Annotated in this window: 20 protein-coding genes; 15 read left to right on the plus strand and 5 right to left on the minus strand. The window is 71.7% G+C overall.

Going from position 1 to position 22,136, the window contains the following annotated elements; all coding sequences use genetic code 11:
* The first annotated feature begins 590 nt into the window (after window positions 1-590).
* From ACWGJY_RS05735 to ACWGJY_RS05765, 7 genes are all read left to right on the plus strand, one after another.
* Complete coding sequence (locus tag ACWGJY_RS05735; RefSeq protein ID WP_453259526.1) at window positions 591-1,028, plus strand: hypothetical protein; 438 nt, start codon at window positions 591-593, stop codon at window positions 1,026-1,028.
* Window positions 1,025-2,206, plus strand: a complete 1,182-nt coding sequence (locus ACWGJY_RS05740) for a glycosyltransferase family 4 protein (protein WP_453259527.1) — start codon at window positions 1,025-1,027, stop codon at window positions 2,204-2,206. The genes ACWGJY_RS05735 and ACWGJY_RS05740 overlap by 4 nt, the downstream gene beginning before the upstream one ends.
* A 31-nt stretch (window positions 2,207-2,237) precedes the next feature.
* Window positions 2,238-2,621 carry a BlaI/MecI/CopY family transcriptional regulator gene (locus tag ACWGJY_RS05745; protein WP_453259528.1) on the plus strand — a complete coding sequence of 128 codons (384 nt, stop codon included), beginning with the start codon at window positions 2,238-2,240 and terminating at the stop codon, window positions 2,619-2,621.
* Window positions 2,618-3,514, plus strand: coding sequence for a M56 family metallopeptidase (locus ACWGJY_RS05750; protein ID WP_453259529.1), 897 nt, complete (start codon window positions 2,618-2,620; stop codon window positions 3,512-3,514). The genes ACWGJY_RS05745 and ACWGJY_RS05750 overlap by 4 nt, the downstream gene beginning before the upstream one ends.
* A 677-nt stretch (window positions 3,515-4,191) precedes the next feature.
* On the plus strand, window positions 4,192-5,469 hold the full coding sequence (locus tag ACWGJY_RS05755; protein ID WP_453259530.1) for an MGDG synthase family glycosyltransferase: 1,278 nt from the start codon (window positions 4,192-4,194) through the stop codon (window positions 5,467-5,469).
* Window positions 5,466-6,212 carry a polysaccharide deacetylase family protein gene (locus ACWGJY_RS05760; RefSeq protein ID WP_453259531.1) on the plus strand — a complete coding sequence of 249 codons (747 nt, stop codon included), beginning with the start codon at window positions 5,466-5,468 and terminating at the stop codon, window positions 6,210-6,212. The genes ACWGJY_RS05755 and ACWGJY_RS05760 overlap by 4 nt, the downstream gene beginning before the upstream one ends.
* 76 nt (window positions 6,213-6,288) lie before the next feature.
* On the plus strand, window positions 6,289-6,672 hold the full coding sequence (locus ACWGJY_RS05765) for a BlaI/MecI/CopY family transcriptional regulator (protein ID WP_453259532.1): 384 nt from the start codon (window positions 6,289-6,291) through the stop codon (window positions 6,670-6,672).
* 357 nt (window positions 6,673-7,029) lie between these two features.
* Here the strand turns inward: ACWGJY_RS05765 and ACWGJY_RS05770 are convergent, their stop codons facing one another.
* On the minus strand, window positions 7,030-8,040 hold the full coding sequence (locus tag ACWGJY_RS05770; RefSeq protein WP_453259548.1) for an NADP-dependent oxidoreductase: 1,011 nt from the start codon (window positions 8,038-8,040) through the stop codon (window positions 7,030-7,032).
* A gap of 111 nt (window positions 8,041-8,151) precedes the next feature.
* Between ACWGJY_RS05770 and ACWGJY_RS05775 the strand changes: the two genes are divergently transcribed.
* The 3 genes from ACWGJY_RS05775 (at window position 8,152) to ACWGJY_RS05785 (ending at window position 10,848) form a co-directional block, all read left to right on the plus strand.
* Window positions 8,152-8,736, plus strand: coding sequence for a TetR/AcrR family transcriptional regulator (locus ACWGJY_RS05775; RefSeq protein WP_453259533.1), 585 nt, complete (start codon window positions 8,152-8,154; stop codon window positions 8,734-8,736).
* A gap of 76 nt (window positions 8,737-8,812) precedes the next feature.
* Window positions 8,813-9,484, plus strand: coding sequence for a response regulator transcription factor (locus tag ACWGJY_RS05780; RefSeq protein WP_453259534.1), 672 nt, complete (start codon window positions 8,813-8,815; stop codon window positions 9,482-9,484).
* The gene (locus ACWGJY_RS05785; RefSeq protein ID WP_453259535.1) at window positions 9,481-10,848 is read left to right on the plus strand and encodes an ATP-binding protein; all 1,368 of its coding nucleotides are present in this window, start codon (window positions 9,481-9,483) and stop codon (window positions 10,846-10,848) included. Before ACWGJY_RS05780 ends, ACWGJY_RS05785 begins: the two co-directional genes overlap by 4 nt.
* A gap of 75 nt (window positions 10,849-10,923) precedes the next feature.
* Here ACWGJY_RS05785 and ACWGJY_RS05790 read toward each other — a convergent pair whose 3' ends face one another.
* Genes ACWGJY_RS05790 through ACWGJY_RS05805 form a run of 4 tightly spaced genes read right to left on the minus strand, consistent with a single transcriptional unit; the run spans window position 10,924 to window position 15,834 of the window.
* Window positions 10,924-12,441, minus strand: coding sequence for an ABC transporter ATP-binding protein (locus ACWGJY_RS05790; RefSeq protein WP_453259536.1), 1,518 nt, complete (start codon window positions 12,439-12,441; stop codon window positions 10,924-10,926).
* A complete protein-coding gene (locus tag ACWGJY_RS05795; protein ID WP_453259537.1) occupies window positions 12,438-13,286 on the minus strand; it encodes an ABC transporter permease in 849 nt (282 codons plus the stop codon). The genes ACWGJY_RS05790 and ACWGJY_RS05795 overlap by 4 nt, the downstream gene beginning before the upstream one ends.
* Window positions 13,283-14,305 (minus strand): ABC transporter permease, encoded by a 1,023-nt coding sequence (locus ACWGJY_RS05800; RefSeq protein WP_453259549.1) that lies wholly within the window; start codon window positions 14,303-14,305, stop codon window positions 13,283-13,285. Before ACWGJY_RS05800 ends, ACWGJY_RS05795 begins: the two co-directional genes overlap by 4 nt.
* Window positions 14,290-15,834, minus strand: a complete 1,545-nt coding sequence (locus tag ACWGJY_RS05805; protein WP_453259538.1) for an ABC transporter substrate-binding protein — start codon at window positions 15,832-15,834, stop codon at window positions 14,290-14,292. The genes ACWGJY_RS05800 and ACWGJY_RS05805 overlap by 16 nt, the downstream gene beginning before the upstream one ends.
* A 313-nt stretch (window positions 15,835-16,147) precedes the next feature.
* On the opposite strand from ACWGJY_RS05805, the gene ACWGJY_RS05810 reads away from it, so the two are divergent.
* The 5 genes from ACWGJY_RS05810 to ACWGJY_RS05830 are packed head-to-tail and all read left to right on the plus strand — an operon-like array spanning window position 16,148 to window position 22,072.
* Window positions 16,148-17,164, plus strand: a complete 1,017-nt coding sequence (locus ACWGJY_RS05810; protein ID WP_453259539.1) for a TauD/TfdA family dioxygenase — start codon at window positions 16,148-16,150, stop codon at window positions 17,162-17,164.
* A gap of 26 nt (window positions 17,165-17,190) precedes the next feature.
* Complete coding sequence (locus tag ACWGJY_RS05815) at window positions 17,191-18,216, plus strand: ornithine cyclodeaminase family protein (RefSeq protein WP_453259540.1); 1,026 nt, start codon at window positions 17,191-17,193, stop codon at window positions 18,214-18,216.
* Window positions 18,207-19,589 (plus strand): Y4yA family PLP-dependent enzyme, encoded by a 1,383-nt coding sequence (locus ACWGJY_RS05820; protein ID WP_453259541.1) that lies wholly within the window; start codon window positions 18,207-18,209, stop codon window positions 19,587-19,589. Before ACWGJY_RS05815 ends, ACWGJY_RS05820 begins: the two co-directional genes overlap by 10 nt.
* A 27-nt stretch (window positions 19,590-19,616) precedes the next feature.
* Window positions 19,617-20,642 (plus strand): cysteine synthase family protein, encoded by a 1,026-nt coding sequence (locus ACWGJY_RS05825; RefSeq protein WP_453259542.1) that lies wholly within the window; start codon window positions 19,617-19,619, stop codon window positions 20,640-20,642.
* Window positions 20,643-20,650: 8 nt separating this feature from the next.
* Complete coding sequence (locus ACWGJY_RS05830) at window positions 20,651-22,072, plus strand: MATE family efflux transporter (RefSeq protein ID WP_453259543.1); 1,422 nt, start codon at window positions 20,651-20,653, stop codon at window positions 22,070-22,072.
* The last annotated feature ends 64 nt before the right edge of the window (window positions 22,073-22,136 follow it).

Below are 22,136 nucleotides of genomic sequence, written 5' to 3' on the forward strand. Positions count from 1 at the left end.
CACCGCGTGTGATCGCCGTCCGGTGATCACACGCGGACGACGGCTTCCGGTTTCGGCACCCTGCCGGCACGGCACCGCAGAACCAGGCGTCCCGGTGGACGGTCTCCAGCACGAAGCCCTCACACACCTGCCCCCGGCTGCGGGCCTTGGTACGGGCGCCCTCGGCCATCCGGCCGATCGCCGTCTTCGAGCGGGCCGGGGTCTCGGAGTCGGACACCGTCAGCCGTTTCCCCCAGGCCGCCGACACCGCCGCGCCGTGACCGTCCTGCCCGACACCCGACACCCGACACCCGTCCCACCCATCGCACCCATCTCCCCCGTCCCATCCATCTCCCCCGCCCTATCCATCTCCCCGCCCTATCCATCCCACCCACCCCCCTCATAGCACCCATAGCGCTCATCGCACCCACCCCGCCGTCCTACCCGTCGCACCCGGCTCCCCACGTGGGCGGTCCTGTGCCCCTCCCGCCTCGGCCACCTCGCCCGGTGCGCTCTCCGGCAGTGATCGACCTCTCTCACCTCCCTCCACTACGGCATGTAGGGTTTAGGGGCCCTACGGCCCGTAGGGCGGACTGTGGGAGGTGCTTTTGGTGGACGGAGCGACTGCCGTCTTCATACCCGCGCAGGCGGAGGTGGAGGAAGTCTGGCCGCGCGACGGCCGGATCCTCATCCGCGGAATGGTGGCGGGCGGGGGCTCGCAGGAGGACGGGACCCTGGTCGTCCACTCCCGGGAGTCCAGAGGCAGCGAACTGTGTCTGCCGACCACCGGGACGGGCAATCGGTTCGAGGTGTCCATCGGCCTCGATGAGCTGGCCGCCGCCTGCTCGGGCACCGACCAGACCTGGGATCTGTATCTGAAGCTTCCCGGGCGTGCGGAGGCGCTGCGGCTGGGGCGTCATCTGGACGACATCGTGGGGAAGAAGAAAATCTTCGTCTACCCGGCCCAGGCCGTGGCGGGGATGTGGATCGAGCCCTATTACACGGTGAAGGACAACCTGTCGGTCGTCTGCCGTCGGGAGGTGTCATGAAAATCCGCTTCCTGCTGCTCAACGCCTATACCGTCGGCGGCACCGTACGGACGGTGTTCAGCCAGGCCAACGCGCTGGCCGCCGCGGGCCACGAGGTGGAAATCACCAGCGTCTGGCGCCGCCGGGAGACTCCGGCGTTCGCCCTCGACCAGCGGGTACAGCTGCGCCCACTGGTCGACATATCCGCTGCCGTGCCCTCCTGGCGCCGGCGCTGGGAGTCACTGGCCATGCGGGGGCCGAGTCGCCTGGTGCCGGAGACGGAAGTGCGCTACCACCGGTTCAACCGGCTCACCGACCGCCGCATCGTGCGCTATCTCCAGTCGCTGGAGGACGGAATAGTGGTCGGGACCCGGCCGGCCTTGAACCTGCTGATCGCGCAGTATGCGCCGGAGACCGTGGCACGGGTGGGGCAGGAGCATCTGCACTTCGCGCAGCACAAACCCGCCCTCGCCGACGCCATCCGGGAGTCCTACCCGCAACTGGACGCGGTCACGGTGCTCACCGAAGCCGATGAGCGCGCCTACCGCTCGGCGCTGACCGTGTCGGATGTGCAGATTGCCCGTATACCCAACCCGCTCCAGGACACCGTGGCCCCGCGTTCCCCCCTGAGCCGGCCCGTAGTGGTCGCCGCCGGGCGACTGGTCAAGTCCAAGGGATTCGACCAGATGATCACTGCCTTCGCCGAGGTGGCCCGCGACCACCCCGACTGGCAGCTGCGGATCTTCGGTTCGGGGCCCGAGAAGCAGCGGCTGCGCGACCTCATCCACGCCCGCCACCTGTACAACCACGTCTACTTGATGGGCACCACGACGCAGCTGGACGAGGAACTCGCCAAGGCCTCGCTGTTCGTCCTCAGCTCACGGCACGAAGGTTTCGGGATGGTCCTTGCCGAGGCGATGAGCCATGGCGTGCCGGTGATCAGCTACGACTGCCCGCAGGGGCCGCGGGAGATCATCACCGACGGTGAGGACGGGTTCCTGGTACCCCCGGACGACACCGGCGGCCTCGCCGCGGCCATGAACCGGTTGATCGAGGACGAGCAGTTGCGCGGGAAAATGGGCGGACAGGCCGCCGTCGCCGCCCGCCGCTACGACATGGACCTGCTCCGGCCCCGATGGGAGCGGCTCTTCGCCGACCTGCTCGACGCCAAGCACGGTGCCGAACTCCTCGTCGCCTGAGCGCCCCTACACACACCGTAAGGTGGGGGTCATGGTTGCCAGTAACTCCCGCGGCGAAGGCGAACGCCGCAGCTCCGGTGAGCTGGAGAGCGAGGTCCTCGCTGCGCTGTGGGCGTCCGAGCTGCCGATGACCCCCACCGAGGTCCAGACGGACATCGGCGGTCTCGCCTACAACACGGTGCACACCATCCTCAAGCGCCTGTACGACAAGGGCCTGGTCGTACGCGACGCCGACGGCCGCCGGGGGGCGTACCGCCCGGCCAAGAACGCGGCGCAGCTGACGGCCGAGGTGATGCATCAGGCCCTGGACCGCGGCCCCGACCCCATCGCCGCGCTCCAGCAGTTCGTGACCGGGCTCAGTCCGGCCGAGGAACGGGCGCTGCGGGATCTTCTCGGCGGGGGCAGCGGCGCATGAGGGTCGATGTGTATGTCCCCTTGGTGCTCGCGGTGCTGCTGGCTGTCGCGGGCCCCGGGGTGGGCCGGGTCCTCGCTCCCGCCTACGCGGCGCGGGCCCTGGTCATCACCGGTGGGGTGACGGCGGCGGCCTCGGTGTGGGCGCTGATGCTGCTGGGCGGCACGCTCCTGGACGACGCCCCGCCGGTGATAGCGGAGGAGCAGGAGAACCGGCTGCACATCCCCGAGCCCGTCCCCGAGGTCATCGCCGTACTCGCCATCGCCCTGCTCGTGTTCGGCGCCTACCGGGCCCACCGGGTCCTGCGCACCCGTCGCGCCACCCTGCGCACCCTGAAGCGACTGCGTGAGACGCACCCCGCGGACAGTGAACTCATCGTCGTCACCTCCGCCACCCCTCAGGCGTTCGCGCTGCCCGGCACAGCGGGCCGGATCGTGGTCACATCGGCGATGCTCGCGGGCCTGGATGCGCACGAGCGCCGGGTCCTGCTCGCACACGAGCGCGCCCATCTGCGCCACCGGCACGACCGGCTCCGACTGGTCGCGGACCTCGCCGCGGCCGTTCTGCCGGTGCTCGTACCCCTACGGGAGACCGTCACCTATCTGCTGGAGCGATGGGCGGACGAGGACGCGGCCGAGACCGGCGCCGGACGTGAGACCACGGCGCGGGCGGTCGCCCGTGCCGCGCTGCTCTCCCACCGCAGCCGCCTCTCCTCCGCACTTCACCTCTCCCAACTGGCCGTCACCCGACGCGTCGCCGCCCTCCAGGCCGCGCCCCTCCCCCGCGCCCGGCTGCTGGTCGTCGCGGTACTCGCCTCGGCGATCCTCCCCGCCCTCGGAGCCGCCGACGCGACCAGCGACTTCCTCCACTTCCTGGGGAACGCCCTCACGCCGTAGCGCTCTTCGCCATAGCGCGCATACGCCTCAGCACTCTTACGCCTCAGCCCTCTCGCACCGTGGTGCGCTGAGACCTTGGCACCTCGCACCGAGGCGCCGGATCCGTAGCGCTCTTCCCCGCGACCGCCGACCGCCGACGGCCGACCGCCGGCGTTCAACGCGCATGGAGCACCAGCGCGCCACGGTCACACCACGGGTTGCCGCGCCCCGCCCTGCCCGGCCCCACATCCGCACATCCGCACATCCGCCGGCACTCCCGGCCTCCTCACCCGCCCGGCACCCTCGGCCCCCTCGCCCGCCCGACGCTCGGCTCCGGCAGTTCTCCCCAGCCCCCAGCCCCCGGCCGTCCGGCGGCTTTGCCGAAGCGTCTTGCGTGATTCATCTCCGGAACCCCGGCCGCCACCCCTGTGGCGGCAAGCTCGGCAGGGCAAGGTTCCCGAGTTCTACATCATGTAGTAGTTTCTGGCGAAAGCCTGTCCGCCGACTGCGGAACGGGCTGTTCCGGGTGGCAGCACCCCGGCGCACCCCGCGGGCAACCTGCCGACGAGGCCGCGCCTTTCACGCCCATGCCAATGAGGAGCTGAGCGGCTGTGTCCTACCGTGCCAACCCTGCGGATACACGGGCTCATACGCCGCCCCCGTGCGCCGGTCCGCGTCGCCCCGCCGCCCGGCGCATCGTGATCATCTCCGCGAGTGTGGGCGCCGGTCACGACGGGGCGGCCGATGAGCTGGCCCGGCGCCTGGAGTCCGAGGGATTCCTCGTGGACCGCCATGATTTCCTGGATCTGCTCCCGGCCCGTTCGGGCAAGCTGCTGGCGGGGTGCTATCGCCGCATGCTGGCCTGGGCCCCGGTCGCCTACCAGCGGATCTACGGCGCCACCGAGCACCGCCGGCGCCCCGGTGCAGCGGTACGCGCGCTGTTGCGCAGCGCCGAGCGGCGCACGCTGCGCGCCCTTCCCGCGGACACCTGCGCGGTGGTCTCCACCTACCCGGGAGCAAGTCAGGTACTGGGTGCACTGCGCCTGCGCGGCCTGCTGTCCGTGCCCGCCCTCACCTATCTCACCGACTTCTCGGTCCATGCGCTCTGGGTCGCACCCGGTATCGACATCCACCTCGCCGCCCATGCGATACCCGCCGGACAGGCCCGGGAACACGGCGCCGCCCAAGTGACCGTGACCGGGCCGGTCGCCGCCACGCGGTTCACCCCTGCCACCGAGGAGCGGCGTGCGGCGGCACGCATCCGGTTCGGGCTTCCCCCGCAGGCACCGCTCGCGTTGCTGGTCGCGGGCTCCTGGGGGGTCGGCCCCGTGGAGCGGGTGGCCGCCGAAATCCAGGCCACCGGCGCGGCGGTGCCCGTGGTGGTCTGCGGACACAACCATGCGCTGGTCGCCCGCCTGCGCCGGGCCGGCCTGGCACATGTGTACGGGTGGGTCGCGGACATGCCGGCGCTGATGGCCGCCGCCGATGTGCTGGTCCAGAACGCGGGCGGCCTCAGCTCACTGGAGGCGTTCGCCGGCGGCCTGCCGGTCGCCGGCTACCGCTGCATCCCCGGGCACGGGCAGACGAACGCCGCGGCGCTGCACGACGCCCAACTCGCCTACTGGATACGGGAATCCGCCGATCTGGAGCCGGTGCTCACCGCCCTCCTCGACGGCCCGCTCGGCCGGCAGCAGCGCGACCGCGGCCTCGCCCTGTTCGGTGCCCGGCCCGGCCCGGCAGAGGTCATCGCCGCTGTCGCGGGCCGGACGGCTGCCGCTCCGTGTGCCACGGGCCGGGTCCGGGCGCGCCCCACCGGGCGGGGACCTGCCCGGCGCGGTGTCCCGGCGGTGGCGGCGGCCATCGCCGTCACCGCCACCGTCACGCTGGGCATCGCCGCCCCGCTCGCCGAGGCGTACGCCGACACCCCGACGCGGTTCGCCGCACTCACCCACTTTCTGGAGGAGGACCGGCGATGACCGCCGCCCGTACCTTCGTGCGCGCCGGGGCCGCGGCACTTCCCGTGCTCGCGGCCCTGCACGCCTCACCGGTGATCACGACGTTCGGGCCGCTGCGCAACCGCTTGCTGCCCCGGCTGTCCGGACGGGGCAGGCCCGGCCATGTCGCGCTCACCTTCGATGACGGCCCCGACCCGCTCTCCACCCCGCACTTCCTGCGCCTTCTGGAGACCCGGGGACTGCGGGCCACCTTCTTCCTGCTCGGTTCCATGGCGGCACGCTCGCCCGCTCTGGTGAAGGAGATGACGGCCGCCGGGCATGAAATCGGCGTCCACGGCTGGGCGCACCGGCCGCTGCTCCTGCGGGGCCCGCGGGAGACCTACGAGGATCTCGCGCGCGCCCGTGACACCGTGGCCGACCTCAGCGGCATCCGGCCACGGCTGTTCCGCCCGCCGTACGGCGTGCTGACCACCGGCACCTATCTGGCGTGCCGCCGGCTCGGCCTGTCCCCCGTCCTGTGGACCGCCTGGGGCGAGGACTGGCGGGCGCGGGCGACTCCCGGCAGCGTCTACGACACGGTCGTCCGTGACCTGAACGGCGGCGCCACGATCCTGCTGCACGACTCCGACATCACCTCCGCCACCGGTTCCTGGCGCAAGACCCTGGCCGCGCTCCCCTGGCTGCTGGACGCCTGCCGGGGACGCGGCCTCGACGTCGGTCCGCTCCGTGAGCACGGTGTCCGGCCATCCCTCTACGCGCCGTAGTAGTTTGGAGGTCCGACGCGGAGTGGTGCCGCTCCGCCGAGACGTCGGCACACCGGACGATGAAGGGCTGCGAAACGTGGGCAGGCAAGGGGGCCCGGCGGCGGGCCGGCGGGCGCGGGGCGAGCTGGAGGGCGAAGTGCTGGCGGCACTCTGGGCGGTCGGCGAGCCGGCCGGCGCGGGCGTCGTACGCGAACAGGTCACCGGGGACCCCGCCTACACCACCGTGCTGACCATCCTGTCCAGGCTCCACGACAAGGGGCTGGTGGCCCGCGAGCGGGCCGGTCGCGGCTACCTCTACTCCCCGGTGCGCGACGAGGCCGGACACGCCGCAGCCGGTATGCACGACCTGCTGGAGCAGGGCGGCGACCGCGCGGCGGTCCTGGCCCGGTTCGTCTCCGAGCTGCGGGCCGAGGACGAGAAGCTGCTGGAGGAGCTGCTGCGCGGACAGCCGCGGACGTAGGCCTGCCTGTCCGCGAGCCCGCACCGCGGCCGGGGCCCTCCCTGCGGTGGCCGCCGCCCGCCGCCTCCCCGGCGGCGGGCACACCGTGACCCGGGCTCCGACGCGCACTGCGCCCTCCCGGGCCGACGTATACCGGCACCGAAGGATCTCCTGACGCACAGGAGCATCACGGAGCGTGCCGGTGCGCCGACCGGGCAACTCGTCCGCGACAGCGCCCGGCACGTGAGGCGGTGCTGATCGCCGCGTCCGATGCCCCGGGGGCGAGCGGCGCCCGTTCGGGCGCGTCCCGCGCAGCGTCTCGATGGCCACCGGTACCCCGAGGACGAGCGCCGGACGCGTGGGTGAAACGACTCGTTCCTATGCGACCGTGAGTACGATCTTGCCCTGGATGTGCCCACGGGCGGCGCGTTCGTGCGCTGCTTGGGCGTCCGCGAGCGTAAACGTGCTGTCGATCGCGACGCGGACCGTGCCCGCATCGAGCAAGCGTCCCAGTTCGGCGAGCTGCGCGCCGTTCGAGCGGACCTGGGTGCCCGTGACCGTGACATCCAGCTTGGCGGTCTCTTCTTCGTCGAATTCGCCGAAGAATACGGGGAACTGGGAGCCGCCGCGCTTGAGCGTGCGCAGCAAGCGCTTGCTGTCGGGGCCGCCGACGGCGTCGAGAACGAGGTCGACGTCGTGTACGAGTTCCTCGGGGCGACTCTTGGTGTAGTCGATGAACTGGTCGGCGCCGAGCTCGCGCAGGAACGATTCATGCGCGCCCGATGCCACCGCGATGACACGTGCGCCCTTCCACTTCGCCAGCTGTAGCGCGAAGTGTCCCACCCCACCCGCGGCACCGTTGATGAGCACCGTCGCGTGGGCGTCGAGTGGCACCGGGCGATGCTGCGCCGCCTGGAAGGGCGACGGGTGATCATGTCCGAGCTCGATCAGGAACTGCCACGCGGTGAGCCCGGCCATGGGGGCCCCGGCGGCGTGAACGTGATCGATGCCGGCCGGCTTGAGTGCGAGGTCCGACGCGGGCGCGGCCACGTACTCGGCATATGTGCTGCCATCGAAGCTGGGGAAGCGAAGGAGACCGAAGACTTCATCGCCGACGGAGAAGCCGTCCACATCCGCGGCGACAGCCTCGACGACGCCCGACAGGTCCGTCCCCGGAATCACGGGCAAGTCGAACTTCGGCCTCGTCTCCGGAGGCAGGTTGGACATGCCGTCGCGCAGGTACCAGTCGGGGGGATTGATGCCGACCGCGTGTACGCGAACGAGCACCTCACCCGGCCCCGGCCCGGGAATCGGCACCTCGTCGTACCGCAGAACCTCAGGGCCGCCGTGCTCATGGAGCCGGACTGCCCTCATCGTGTGTGTCGGCATCATCTTCTCCTGCCCGTGCTGCGGGATACGCTTATTCGGATCAGCGATCCACATAAGTGGACCACTGATCCGAATATATGGACCACTGAACCGGATAGTCAAGAGGGACAGATGCGGGCCGACGCCAGGAAGAACCGCGACCACCTGCTCGCAGTAGCGGGCACTGCCATCACCGAGCAAGGCGTCGACGTGTCACTGCGCGACATCGCGCGCAGGGCCGATGTCGGGCTGGCGACGCTGCTGCGGCACTTCCCGACGCGCGAGGCGCTGCTCGATGCCCTGCTCCGCACGAGCTTCGACGAACTGACGGTAAAGGCAGGCGAGCTCGAGACGTCGAGCTCGCCCGAAGACGCTCTTGTTTCGTGGCTACGCGAGGGCGTCGCGTGGACAACCGAATATCGGGGCGTGACCGTGCTGATGGCAGCCGCCATCGAGGACACCGAATCCGCTCTCCACGCTTCGTGCGTCGCCCTGCGCGCAGCCGGTGCGCGGCTCCTCACCCGTGCCCAGGCCGCGGGCACGGCGCGGAGCGATATCGATGGCGCCGATGTGTTTGCGCTGATAGCCATGCTCGCCTGGCTCGGCGATCAACCCTCGCTCGCGCCACGCGCCGGTCGCCTCTTCGAGGTTGTCGCGACCGCGATTCTGACCGGCGCAGCCCCGGAGCACCACCGCGCGAGGCCGGGCCGGACCTGAACGGAACCTGAACGCGTCCCCCGGTGCCCCCGTCCTCGTTCACGGGAGCGGGGCGGGCCGGGGTAATACTGGCGGGGTGACCGCTGCCCGCATTCTGATCGTCGAGGACGACCACGGCCTGCGCGATGTCCTCGCGCGCGGCCTGCGCGAGGAGGAATTCGACGTCGTGACGGCCGCTGACGGTGCCGCGGCACTGCGCAGCGTCGATGCGGCGGTGGATGCGGTGGTGCTCGATATCGGGCTGCCGGACTCCGACGGGCGGGATGTCTGCCAGGCGATGCGCGGCGCGGGCATCACGGCCCCGGTGATCTTCCTGACCGCTCGCGGCAATCTCACCGACCGGCTCGCCGGCTTCGCCTCGGGCGGCGACGACTACCTTCCCAAACCGTTCCATCTGAGTGAGCTGGCGGCCCGGATCCGGGCGGTCCTGCGCCGCGGGGGCAGCGACAACACACTCGCCGACAGCGCCGGCGCGCTGCGTCTGGACCCGGTACGGCACGAGCTGACGGTGCACGGCCTGGCGGTCCCGCTGACCCCTACGGAGTTCCGCCTGCTGGCCTGTCTCATGGCGGACCCGGGGGCCGTGGTACGGCGCAAGGCGCTGGTGCGGGCGGGCTGGCCGGAGGGGGCGCAGGTCAGTGACAACACCCTGGACCAGTATCTGGCGCGGCTGCGGCGCAAGCTGCGCGAGGCGGACAGCCCGCACGGCATCAGCACCACGCGCGGCGTCGGCTACCGCTTCTCATGAATCGCCTCTTCGCGCAACGCTTCCCCGCCCCCCGCACTCTGCGCGGCCGGCTGGCGCTGATGGCGCTGGCCACCGGCGCGCTGTGGGTCGCCGTGCTGACGGCGGTGTTCAATCTGGCCCTCGACAAGCGGCTGCACGAGCAGGCCGACGATGTGCTGCGCACCCGGGCGGAGGCGGTGGCGGGCACCGTGGAGGCACGGCCCGACGGGCGGCTGGTCGTCCATGAGCCCGCGCAGGACCAGGCGCTGGACACCGGTGTGTGGATCTTCCAGGGCGCTCGCGCGATCGAGAAGCCGCCCGGTGTGCCTGCCGGTCTGCAACGGCAGGCGGATCGGCTGGCGGGCCACGGCGAGGCGTTCGCCGAGACCGGCGGGCCCGGTGCGACCCGGCTCTATGCCTTCCCGGTCAAGGCCCCCGACGGCCGCCGGCAGGCGGGCACCGTGGTCTCGTCCGTGAACCTCGACCCGTATCGCAGTACGGCCGAGGCCGCCTTGGCCGGATCCATCGCGCTGGCGGTGCTGCTGCTGGGCACCGTCTATCTGCTGACCCGGCTCGTGGTGCGCCGGGCCCTGCGGCCCGTCGCCGCAATGAGTGACCAGGCCGCGCGGTGGAGCGCGGCGGGAGCGCCGGAGCGTTTTGGGGCCGTCGGCCGCCCCGCCGAGCTCGCTTCCTTCGCGGCCAGTCTCGACGCCCTGCTGGACCGGCTCGCGGCCGTGTTGCGTCATGAGCAGCAGCAGGCCGCCGAACTGTCCCACGAGCTGCGGACGCCGCTGGCGCGGATCACCGCGGAAGCCGACTGGCTGACCAGCCGTCCGCGCGGTGCGGACGAACAGGCGGCCTCCCACGAGGCCATCGCGGGCGCCGCCGCCACCATGCAGCAGATCTGCGACACCCTGCTCTCCGAGGTCCGTACCCGCAGCTCGCAGACCCCCGGGCGCTGCCGGTTCCCCGACCTGGCGCACCAACTGGCCGCGCGCCTCGCCACCGCGCACCCCGGTGCCCCCGCGGTCGGTGTGGTCGGCGAGGCGGTGGACATCGGTGTCTCGCCCACCGTCGCCGAGCGGATCCTGATGCCGCTGCTGGACAACGCCCTGCGGTACGCCGAGCACTCGATCACCCTCAGCTGTACGGCGGCGGGCGGTGCGGTCACGGTGCAGGTCAGCGACGACGGGCCCGGTGTGCCCGAGGAGTTCATCGGCTCGCTCTTCGAACCCGGCCGTCGTGCGCGGCCCGAGGACGGCCACGACGGCGCGGGGCTCGGTCTGGCGCTCGCCCGGCGCCTGGCCCGCGCGGCAGGCGGCGACATCACCCTGGCCGACGGCGGGCCCGGCGCACGCTTCACCGTCACGCTTCCCGCGGGCTGACCTCTCCCTTCCCGTGGGTTGACCGCTCCCGATTCCCGTGGGTTGACCGCTCCTCCGGCTCGCGGCGCGGCTCCGTCACACCCGCTGGGCGGCTCTGCGATCGCCGGCGCCCGCCAGGTGTACGTGTCCTTCGCGGAGCAGGTGGAGGCTGTCGGTGTAGGCGGTGACGAGGTCGAGTTCGTGGCTGACGAGGACGAGGGCCAGCCGGCGTTCGGCGCGCAGTCGGGTGAGGAGTTCCATGACGGCGGTGGCCGTCGCCGGGTCGAGCGCCGAGGTGACCTCGTCGCAGAGCAGCAGGTCGGGCTCGGTGGCCAGGGCGCGGGCGATGGAGGCGCGTTGGCGCTGGCCACCGGACAGCTCATGGGGGTAGCGGCCGGCGAAGTCGCCGGGGAGGCCGACGTCGTCGAGGAGTTCGCCGACCCGGGCCGGCATCTCGGACCTGCTGACGGTGCGGTGGAGTTGCAGGGGGCGGGTGAGGGACGCGCCGATGGTGCGGGCGGGGTTGAGGGCGCCCAGCGGGTTTTGCGGGATGAGCTGGATGCGCCGTTGCTGGTCGCGGTTGCGCCTGCGGGCATGGGCGGACAGCGGCTGCCCGTTCCAGGTGAGGGTGCCGGCATCGGGTTTCTGGAGGCCGGCCAGGGTCCGCAGGAGAGTGGTCTTGCCGGATCCGGAAGCGCCGATGAGGCCGGTGGCCGAACCGGGCGGGGCGTGGAAGTCCGCCTCCTTCAGGGCCTGGTGGGTGTGGCCTTTGTGGGTGAAGGCGACCCGCAGCCCCGCGGCGCGCAGGCCGTCCCCGGCCGCGGGCGGGGTGCCGGGGGTGCGGGGAGGGTGGCCGGCCTTCCGGAGCGGGGCAGCGGGGACCGCCTGGGTCGTGACGGCGGCGTGCAGGCTGATGACGGTGTCCGCGCAGGCCTCGACGACGTGGGGGTCGTGGCAGGCCAGGACGACGGCGATGCCGCGGTGCGTGGCGAGCCGGCGCAGCAGGGCGACGATCTCGTCGCGCAAGGCCGGGTCGAGGCCGGCGGTGGGCTCGTCCAGCAGGAGCACATCGGGGCGCCGGGCCAGGGCACGGGCCAGCGCGAGCCGCCGTTGCTGCCCGCCGGACAGTGCCCCGGGGCGGTGGTGGGCGAGATCGTCGGGCAGTCGGCACTCGGTCAGCAGCGCGGCGACGGCCCGCGGCGTGGGGTCGGTGGCGACTTCGGCGATCAGCTGCCCGGCGGTCATCCGGGGGTTGAGGGCGGAGCCGGGGTCCTGCCCGACGTAGGCGATGCGGTGGCGGCGCAGGGACCGCAGGGCGGCGGGTGCGAGGGTGAAGACGTCCTGGCCGAGAACCTCGACGGAGCCGGAGGTGACACGGGCTCCCGGCGGGAGGGCTCCGACGAGGGCGCGGAGCAGGGTGGTCTTGCCGGAGCCCGAGGGGCCGGTGAGCGCGGTGATCTCACCGGTCCGCAGGCCGAGGCTGATGGTCGGCAGCAGGGGCGGGCCGTCCGGGAGGCCGATGGCGAGGTCGGTGACCGTGACGGGCGGCGGGGTGTCGGTCGTGGCCAAGGAGGTGTCCTGAGGTGTGGGCGCGGGGCGGCCGGTGGTGGTCATCGCAGGGCGGCCCTCCGGGCGGTGGCGGGCGCCAGCGCGTTGGCGGCGAGGTTGACACTGATGGCGAGCAGGCCGATGGCGAGGCCGGGGGCGACGACGGCCCAGGGGTTGAGGAGGATGCCGGGGCCGTTCTCGCGGATCATCAGTGCCCAGTCCGCTTCGGGTGGTTGGGGGCCGAGCTGGAGGAAGCCGGCCATGGAGATGACGTAGACGGCGTCGACGAAGCGCAGGCCGAACAGCGCCAGGACGGTGGCGCGGAGGTTGGGCAGGATCTCCCGCAGCGCCAGATGCCCGAGGCGTTCGCCGCTCGCGGCGGCCGCTTCGATGAATCCGCTGGTGGCCAGCGGCGCGGCCGCGCCGGCGACGATCCGCACCGCGTACGGGGTGCCCAGGACGATGGCGGCCAGGGTGATCGCGAGCCGCCCGCCACCGGGCCAGGCCAGTGCGAGGAGCATGATGCCCAGGACCGGGGGCAGCAGGATGGCGGTGTCCGCGGTGCGTTCGACGAGGCGTCCGAGCCGGGGGCTGAGGACGGCGAAGCATCCCAGGAGCGTGGCCAGGAGCGTGACGACGACGGCCACGATCAGCGCGCTGCCGATCAGTGCGCTGCCGCCGTGCAGCAGACGGCTGAGGACATCGCGGCCGAGTTGGTCGCCGCCCAGGGCCGCGTCCGTGCCCGCCGCGCCGTAGGGAGCGGTGACGGGCTTGTCGACGGGGTGCGCGGCCAGCAGCGGTCCCAGGACCGCTGCGAGAACGAGCAGGACGGCGGGGAGGACGGGCAGCAGGGTCCGTGGCCGGCGGCGGCGCGCGGCCCGCTGCTCGGGGACTGCGGTGGCGGCGGTCATGGGCGGCCTCCCAGGGTGCGGGCCCGGACGAGGTCGGCCAGGAGGAGGATGACGGTGATCAAGGCGGCCGCGCAGGCGACGACGGCGGCGATGACGGGGGTGTCGCGGTCGGCGACGGCACCGGCCAGCACCGTGCCGATGCCCGGGTAGTTGAAGAGGGTTTCCACGACGACGGTGCCGCCGAGCAGCATGCCGGTGGAGGTGGCCATGCCGGTGGCGATGGCCGGCCAGGCACCCGGCAGGGCGTGGCGCAGCAGGACGCGCCGGGTGGACAGCCCGTCGAGGACGGCGGCCTCCACGTGCGGGGTCGCGGCCTGGTCGGCGAGGGCGGCGCGGACGATACGGGTGTTCCAGCCGGTCTGCGGGACGGTGAGGGCCAGCACCGGCATGACGAGCATGGTCCAGGTCGCCGGAGCGCCGTCCCCGCCGGTGACGGTGGCGGCCGGCAGCCAGCCGGTCCACAGGGACAGCACCAGCAACAGGCCGATGGAGACCACGAATTCGGGCAGGGCGAAGGCGGCGGTGGAGGTGAGGTCCACCACGCGGTCGACGACGCCGCGGGGGCGGGCGGCGGCCCAGACCCCGAGGGCGAGGGCCGCGAGGACGGTGAGGACGAAGGCGGTGGTCCCCAGCACGATGGTGTTGGGCAGCGGGGCGGCAAGCAGGTCGCTGACGCGTTCGCCGCGGGCGGAGGTGCCGAGGTCGCCGGTGGGCAGGGCGGTGATCCAGTCCCAGAAGCGTTCCCACACCGGCCGGTCCAGCCCGAGCAGATGCCGGCGGGCGGCGATACCGGCGGCGCCCTCGCCGCGTTCGGAGGTGGCCGAGGCCGCGTCGCCGGGCAGCAGTTCGATCGCGGCGAACACCACGGCGAGCAGCACCACCAGCATCAGCAGGCGTTTGCCCAGCACCGTGGCGAGCCGCAATGCCGCCCTGCCGACGTGGTGCGCGGCCGAGGCCGCCACGGGCTGCGTGGCGGCCTCGGCCGAAGGCGCGGTGGTGCCGGTCACCGGGCCAGCCAGACGTTTTCGAGCTGGACGCGGCCGTAGCCGGGAAGCCTGGGCAGGCCATGGACCTTGGGCGCGGCCAGGTCGATGCCGTCGGCCATGCCCCACAGCAGGTAGCCGGACTTGTCGTACTCGATCTGCTGCAGGTCGCGCAGGGCGGCGGCGCGGGCCTTGGGGTCGGCGGTGGCGATGACCTTGTGGTAGGCGGCGTCGAAGTCCTTGTCGGACCAGTCGGCTTCGTTCTGGCCGGCTCCGGTGGTCATGGTCTTGGACGCGAAGAAGACCACGGAGTCGTTGGTGCCCCAGTAGTTGGTGTAGAAGTCACCCTTGAGCCAGGTCTTCTGGTAGAAGGTGCCGGACTCCTGTTTGACGACCTTGACCTTGATGCCGGCCTCGCGGGCCTGGGAGGCGAACAGCGTCGCGGACTCGGCGAGCCCGGAGATGTCCTCGGTGGTGACCAGCTCGTAGGTCCGGGAGAAGTCGAACTTGGCTTCCTTGAGCAGCTTCTTGGCCTTGGTCAGGTCGCGGTGGCGCTGCGGGATGCCCTTGGCGTAGTCGGGGTCGGCGGTGCCCAGGATGTCGTTGGCGACGGTGCCGTACCCGGACAGGACCTGCTTGATCATCGCCTTGCGGTCCACGACGAGCTTCATCGCCTCACGGACGCCGGGGTCGGCGAACGGTCCGCTGGAGGTACGCATCACGATCGGCATGGCCATGTCGTTGGGGCGCCGGATGACCTGGATGTCCTGACGGGCCTCCGCGGTCCGGGCGGCGACGGCTCCGGCGTTGGAGGCGACGTCGATCTGACCGGACATCATGGCGTTCGCCATCGCCTGGGGGCTTTCGAACATGGTCACCTCGATGGCGTCGAGGTGGACCGGGCCGCCGTGCCAGTGCTCGTTGCGCAGCAGACGGGCATTGCCGCCGCGGTACCAGTCGAGCTTGAAGGGGCCGGTGCCGGGTGCCTTGGCGATGGCCTTGTCGGGGGTGTCCTTCTTGAGGATGAAGGTCGACAGGCGGGTGAGCATGGGCAGTTCGGCGTTGGCGAAGTCGGAGACGAGGACGACGGTGTCCTTGCCCTCGGCGGTGATGTTCGCAGCCTTGATGCCGGGCAGACGGGCCGCTCCCGCGGGGGTGTTGCGCAGGCGGCGCAGCGACCAGACCACGTCATCCGCGGTCACCGGGGTGCCGTCGTGGAAGACCGCGCCCTTGGCGAGGGTGAAGCGCCAGGTCTTGAGGTCCTTCGACGGCTTCCAGGAGGAGGCGAGGCGCCCGACGGTGTTGTCCTTGAGGCCCGGTGCGGTGAGGGTGTCGTAGACGAGGGCGATGATGAGGTAGTCGCTCTCGTTGCCCTGGTTGCCGTGCGGGTCACGGGTGATGGCCGAGGAGCGGCCGAGCGCACCGATACGGAGAGTGCCGCCCTTTCTCGGCTTCCCGCCGGATCCGGAGGAGGCCGCGTCATTGCCGCCTCCGCAGGCGGCCAGCAGCGCGGCCGCGCCTATGCCGCCGCCGGCCCACAGCACCTGTCGCCTGTTGACGTTCACGTTGCCTCGCTCCACTCGGTTCCGGATGCTTAGGTTTGCCTACCCTAATGGAAACCGATTCCGCAAGGGCGCGCGGCGCCGGGCACCTCAACCGTTCGACGTCAACCAGCCCTTTACAGGGCGGAGTTCCCTGAAGCCGGACACACGGTTCGAAAAATTAGTTAGGTTTGCCTTACCTAAGAGTCGCAGGTACCTTCATCATCGTCCGCCGGACACCGGCACGGAGCAACACCCCGCCATGACCCCGTGCTTGTCCGTTGAGCGTGCCGCGCCGTGGATGCGCAGCGCCGCACCGGACCTCACCCCGCCTTCAATGGAAACGGATTACCTCGACATGAGCACGGGAGCCGCACCCGTCCGTCAGCTCGATGCCACCAGCGTGGGCGAACTGCGTCAGGCCGCCGAGAAGATCCTCGCCGAATTCGGCACCTCCGCCACCTCCCCCGGACTCCTCGCCCGCGTCGCCGAAATCGCCGGCGGCCTGAGCGAGCCGATCCGCCACGAGCTGCGCCCCGTCGACACCGACGACGGCCTGTTCGTCCTGCGCGGCCTGGAGGTCGACGACACCGAGATAGGCCCCACGCCCGCCGGCTGGGCCACCGCCGGTGACAGCGCCGCCGTCCACGACCTCGTCCTGCTGCTGCTCGCCACCGTCATGGGCAACCCCATTGCCTGGGAGGGCCAGCAGGACGGCCGCTTCGTGCACAACATCGTCCCCGCCCCCGGCCATGAGACCGAGCAGACCGGCGCCAGCAGCACCGTCCTGCTCAGCCCGCACACCGAGGACGCCTTCCACCCCGGACGCGCCCATCTGCTGATGCTCGGCTGCATGCGCAATCACGACAACATCGCCACCACCGCGGCCAGCATCCGCAACGTCCGGCTCGACGAGGCCGACATCGCCCTGCTGACCCGGCCGCGGCTGCCGATCCTCCCCGATGACGCCTACACCGAAGCGCAGGGCTTCGAGGGGGGCGAGCCGGCCGGCGTCCCCACCCTCTTCCACGCCGCGGACGGACTCACGCTCCGCTTCGACCCCGCCTACACACCGCTCGACGACGCCTCCCCCGCCCACCGGGCCGCCTACGAGCGGCTGGAGGCCGAACTCGCCCGCGTCTCGGGCGCCGTGAGCCTGAGCCCCGGCGAGGTGCTGATCGTCGACAACGACCTCGTCGTCCACGGCCGCGTGCCCTTCCGGGCCCGATACGACGGCACCGACCGGTGGCTCAAGCGTGCCTCCGTCCGTGTCCCCGCGCGCCGCACACGCCCCCTGGCCGAACAGGACGAGCACGGCTACGGTCAGGCCGCCATCGAAGCCCACGCCGCCTGACCGCCCCCACCACCGCCGAGGACGAAATGACCGAGACCACCGTGGCCGACGCAGCCCACTCCATACCCGCCGACGACAAGACGCTGCGTGTCCTGTCGACGTCAGATCTCGCCGGGATCGACATCTCCCTGGCCGATGTCGTCGCCACCGTCGAAGGCGCCTACCGCACCCTCCATGCCGGGAAGTCGGACAACCCCCGCAAGCTCACCGTCAAGCCCGAGGACGGGCACTCGGTCTCCTACGCGATGCTCGGCCGGGACGGCACCCGCAACGTCGTCGCGATCAAGACCTCGTACAAGCACGGTCTCGACAAGGGCCGCGAGGAGCAGCACTACTACACCGCGCTCACCCTCTACGACGACGTGACCGGCCTGCCCGTCGCGATGATGGACTGCGGCCGCATCGGCTCGCTGCGCACCCCGGCCGTCTCCGCCCTGCTCGCCCGCGAATGCGCCCGGCCCGGCGCCCGCAGCGCCCTGGTCATCGGCACCGGGACCCAGGGCCGCCTGGCGCTCCCCTTCCTGCTGACGACCCTGCCGGACCTCGACCGTCTGCTGCTCTTCGGCACCCATCCCGAGGGAATCGCCGCGGTACGCGAGGAGTTGCGCACCCACTTCCCCGAGCGGGACGTGGAGCTGGTCACCGATCTGCGGGCAGCCGCGTCGGATGCCGACATCATCGTCGCCACCGCCGGCGGCCACACCCCGGCGGCGGTGGAGGCGGGCTGGCTCAAGCCCGGCGCGCTCTCCCTCCTCGTGGGCCACGGGCTGGCCCCCTCCACCCTTCATCGCGCCGACCGGGTCGTGGCCACCAGCGAGGCACAGATGAAGGTCACCGGCACCGACATGGCCGACGAGGAAGGCAACTTCCCCGCCGTCGACACCGAGTTCCCGCCCGTCATCGCCGGTATCACCGCGGGCCGCCGGTCGGCGAAGGAACGAATCTTCGCCTACAACAGCGGACTCGTCGTCACCGACATCGCGCTCGGTCACCGCTTCGCCCAACTCGCCCTCGACCAGGGCCTGGGAGTGCAGGTGCCGCTGTGGCAGTGACCGGCCTCCCGGCCACCGACGTGCCGACCCTCCCCGCCCACCCCGACCCGGACACCGACCGTGTACTGGACAGCGGTCTGCTGCACGAGCTGTCCTACGCCTTCGGCGGCCCCTTCCACTTCCTGCTGCCGCAACGCTTCGACGCCAACCTCGCCGCCTTCCGCACCGCGCTGAGCGACGCCGGTGTGGAGGGGCGGGTGTACTACGCGAAGAAGGCCAACAAGGCAGCCGTATGGATGGAACGCTGCGCAGCCCGCCAGGCCGGCGTCGACGTGGCCAGCGCCGGGGAACTGCGCGAAGCCCTCGGACACGGGGTGCGCGGCGAGAACCTCGTCGTCACCGGCCCCGCCAAGAGCGACGAACTGCTGCGCCTGGCACTCCTCCAGGGCTGTCTGATCGCCGTGGACGCGCTGGACGAACTCGACCTGCTGGTCACCCTCGCGCTGACCGGCGCGGTACACCCGGCCCGGGTGCTGCTGCGCCGGCTGCCGCCCGCCCAGCCCCACAGCCGCTTCGGGCTGACCGCCGCCGAGACCGAGACCGCGCTGGACCGGTGTGTGCGCGCCGGGGACGCCGTACGGATGGAGGGCTTCAGCTTCCATCTTTCCGGCTACGCCACCCAGCCGCGCGCCGACCTCGCCGGCGAACTCGTCGACCTGTGCCTGAAGGCCCGGGTGCTGGGGCTGCAGGCCGACCGGATCAGCATCGGCGGCGGCTTCGCGGTCGACTACAGCTCCGCCGGCCACTGGCACGCCTTCCTCGCCGGCCAGCGCCCCGAGCACTACCACGCCCGCAAGGCGTTCCAGAGCGGCGACTTCTACCCCTACCACTCCCCCGTGGCCGGAGCCGGCGCACTGCGCACCATCCTGGCCACCGTCCCCGAAGGGGGACAGGCCACCCTGGCCACGCGGCTCAGGGAAACCGGCACACTGCTGATGATGGAGCCCGGCCGCGCCCTGCTGGACGGAGCGGGCGCATCCGTCTTCTGCGTCCAGGGCGTCAAGGAACGCGACGGCTACCGGATCGTCACCGTCGACGGCACCAGCCTCAGCCTGTCCGAGCAGTGGTTCAACAGCGAATACCTCCCCGACCCACACCTGGTGACACCGTCCGGTCGTGTGCACGGCAGTGAGGTGCACCCCGCCTGTGTGGGGGGCGCGTCCTGTCTGGAGTCGGACATGGTCACCTGGCGCAAGGTGCCCTTCCCCGCCCGCCCCCGCGTCGGCGATCTGCTGGTCTACCCGAACACCGCCGGCTACCAGATGGACTCCAACGAATCCCCCTTCCACGACCTGCCGTTGCCGCCCAAGGTCGTGCTGGACCGTCTGGGCGACCGCCCGCGCTGGCGCCTTGACCGCCGGCCCGCCTGCTGACCCTTCGACCCGCCCAGGAGCTTGCCCATGAACGAGGCCCTCGCGCGCCCCGCCGTGGTCTCCCGCATATCCGACCTCATCGGCTACACCCCGCTGCTGGAGCTCTGCCGTACCGAAACCGGCAGCCGCCTCCTGCTCAAACTGGAGATGTACAACCCCACCGGCACCGCCAAGATCCGCATGGCCCGCGCCATGGTCGACGCCGCCGAGGAAGCCGGCGAACTGCGGCCCGGCGGCCGCATCATCGAATCCACCTCCGGCAACACCGGACTGGGCCTGGCCGTCATCGCGGCCGAGCGCGGCTACACCTTCACCGCCGTCGTCGACAACCACGCCGCCGCCGACAAACTGCGCGGCATGAAGGCCCTGGGCACCGAACTCGTCTACGTCGTCGACGACGGCACCGAGGAACTGGCGACCGCCGCCCGCGAGGAGCTCGCCGAGGACATGGCCCGCGGCCAGGACAACACCTTCTTCACCGAGCAGCACAACAACCCCGCCAACGGCGTCGGTTACTTCCCCGTCGCCCATGAACTCCACCAGGCCCTCGGCGGCGACATCGACGTCCTCATCGGCGCGGTCGGAACCGGCGGCGCCCTCTGCGGCACCACCCGCGAACTGCGCAAACTCCTCCCCGATGTCACCACCATCGGCGTCGAGCCCAAGGGCTCCATCGCCTTCGGCGGCCCGGCCCACGACTACTACCAGTCGGGAACCGGCACCCCCGAAGGCGCCGAGATCGGTGCGCTCGTCGACTTCGGCCTGATCGACGAAGGCGTCAAGGTCGGCGATGTCGAGGCCTTCGCCACCGCTCGCGCGGTGGCCCGCACGGGTCTGCTGATCGGCGGTTCGGCCGGCGGCGTCGTCCACGAGGCCCTGACCCGGCTGCCGTCCCTCCCGCCGGGCACCACTATGGTCGCCCTGGTCAACGACGGCGGCGAGAAGTACATGGACACCGTCTTCAACGACGACTGGATGAACGCCCGCAACCTCATCGACCCCGCCATCGAGCGCGAGATCGACGAGAAGATCACCAAACTCCGCAGGATTTGATAGCCGCCATGCCACTGACCACCCTCCTCCGCGACAGTCGCGCCCTGGCCACCCTCGCCGTCCCCCTCGTCCTCACACAGCTCGCGCAAGTGGCGCTGACCACCACCGACACCGTGATGATGGGCATGCTCGGCACGGCCGACCTCGCGGCGGGCGGGCTGGCCATCGTCCTCTTCAACCAGCTGCGCACCATGGGCGTCGGGCTGGTCACCTCCGTCGGCAACCAGATAGCCGCCGCCTCCGCACGCGCCGAAGGAACCCGGGAGAACGAGGCGCCGGACGGCGCCGAGCAGGACAGCGACCACGAGGTGCGCACGATTGTCCGCGCCGGCCTCGCCGTGGCCACCCTCGCCGGCATCGCCGGAGCCGTGCTCATGCTCCTCATCGGCCAGGCCCTGACCTTCCTGGGCCAGCAGGCCGACATCGTCGACCGTGCACAGACCATGCTGCTGGCCCTCGCCCCCGGCCTGCTGCCCTGCCTCTGGTTCCAGGCCATCCGCCAGTTCACCGTCGGCATGCGCCGCCCGCAGGCACTGCTGCAGATCACCGTCGCCTCCGTCGCCGTCAATGCCGGCATCAACTGGGCACTCATCCACGGCACCTGGGGCCTGCCGAAGCTGGGTCTGCCCGGCGTCGGCGTGGCGACCTCCCTGGTCTATCTGCTGTCCTTCCTCGCCCTCTACCTGTCGGCAAAGAAGGACCCGGTCCTCGGCCCCCTCCTCAGCCTCAACGTCACCAAGGCCGACCGCACCGCCGTCCGACGCCTGGTCCAGCTCGGCATACCCATCGCGGCGACCTACGGCTCCGAAGCCGGCTTCTTCTCCGTCACGGCCCTGATGGCCGGCTCCTTCGGCAGCGCTGCCCTGGCCGCGCACACCGCCGTCAACCAACTCGTCTACATCGTCTTCCAGGTCGCCGTCGGCCTCTCGCACGCCGCGTCCCTCAACGTCAGCCGCGAACTCGCCCTCGACCGGCCCGAAGCCGCCCTGCGTATCAAGAACACCGCCCTGGCCTGCGCCGGTGCCGTCATGGTTGTCGTCGGCATCGTCTACGTCACGCTGCCCGACCTCGTGCTCAGCCCCTTCTTCGACACCAGCAGCGCCCACGACGCGCAGGCAGTCTCGATCGCCACCCACCTCCTCCTGGTGATCATGGTGCTGCAGTTCTTCGACTGCGCACAGAACATCGGCGTCGGCCTGCTGCGCGGCCTCGACGACACCAAGAGCGGCTTCCGCATCACCCTCATCGGCTACTGGGCCATCGGCCTCCCCGCCGCCTGGCTCCTGGGCTACACCGCGGGCCTCCACACGCTCGGCATCTGGCTCGGCCTGCTCACCGGCCTCGCCGCCACCGCCATCCTGCTCCTGCGCCGTTACAGCGCCACCCTCCGCGCGAAGTTCACGACACAGCAGCCGGTGCCCGCGGCATGAGATCCCCCCGGCCGGGCGCAAAGGCATCGGCAGGACGGCGCCGGACCGGCGTACCGGGCCGGTA

The organism is Streptomyces sp. NPDC054765 (assembly GCF_053612065.1).

Bases quoted from the DNA above. Each gene is read 5' to 3' on its own strand.
- ACWGJY_RS05740 (WP_453259527.1), top strand. From the start codon at position 1,025: ATGAAAATCCGCTTCCTGCTGCTCAACGCCTATACCGTCGGCGGCACC.
- ACWGJY_RS05745 (WP_453259528.1), top strand. From the start codon at position 2,238: ATGGTTGCCAGTAACTCCCGCGGCGAAGGCGAACGCCGCAGCTCCGGT.
- ACWGJY_RS05750 (WP_453259529.1), top strand. From the start codon at position 2,618: ATGAGGGTCGATGTGTATGTCCCCTTGGTGCTCGCGGTGCTGCTGGCT.
- ACWGJY_RS05760 (WP_453259531.1), top strand. From the start codon at position 5,466: ATGACCGCCGCCCGTACCTTCGTGCGCGCCGGGGCCGCGGCACTTCCC.
- ACWGJY_RS05770 (WP_453259548.1), bottom strand. From the start codon at position 8,040: ATGCCGACACACACGATGAGGGCAGTCCGGCTCCATGAGCACGGCGGC.
- ACWGJY_RS05775 (WP_453259533.1), top strand. From the start codon at position 8,152: ATGCGGGCCGACGCCAGGAAGAACCGCGACCACCTGCTCGCAGTAGCG.
- ACWGJY_RS05785 (WP_453259535.1), top strand. From the start codon at position 9,481: ATGAATCGCCTCTTCGCGCAACGCTTCCCCGCCCCCCGCACTCTGCGC.
- ACWGJY_RS05790 (WP_453259536.1), bottom strand. From the start codon at position 12,441: ATGACCACCACCGGCCGCCCCGCGCCCACACCTCAGGACACCTCCTTG.
- ACWGJY_RS05795 (WP_453259537.1), bottom strand. From the start codon at position 13,286: ATGACCGCCGCCACCGCAGTCCCCGAGCAGCGGGCCGCGCGCCGCCGC.
- ACWGJY_RS05810 (WP_453259539.1), top strand. From the start codon at position 16,148: ATGGAAACGGATTACCTCGACATGAGCACGGGAGCCGCACCCGTCCGT.
- ACWGJY_RS05815 (WP_453259540.1), top strand. From the start codon at position 17,191: ATGACCGAGACCACCGTGGCCGACGCAGCCCACTCCATACCCGCCGAC.
- ACWGJY_RS05825 (WP_453259542.1), top strand. From the start codon at position 19,617: ATGAACGAGGCCCTCGCGCGCCCCGCCGTGGTCTCCCGCATATCCGAC.
- ACWGJY_RS05830 (WP_453259543.1), top strand. From the start codon at position 20,651: ATGCCACTGACCACCCTCCTCCGCGACAGTCGCGCCCTGGCCACCCTC.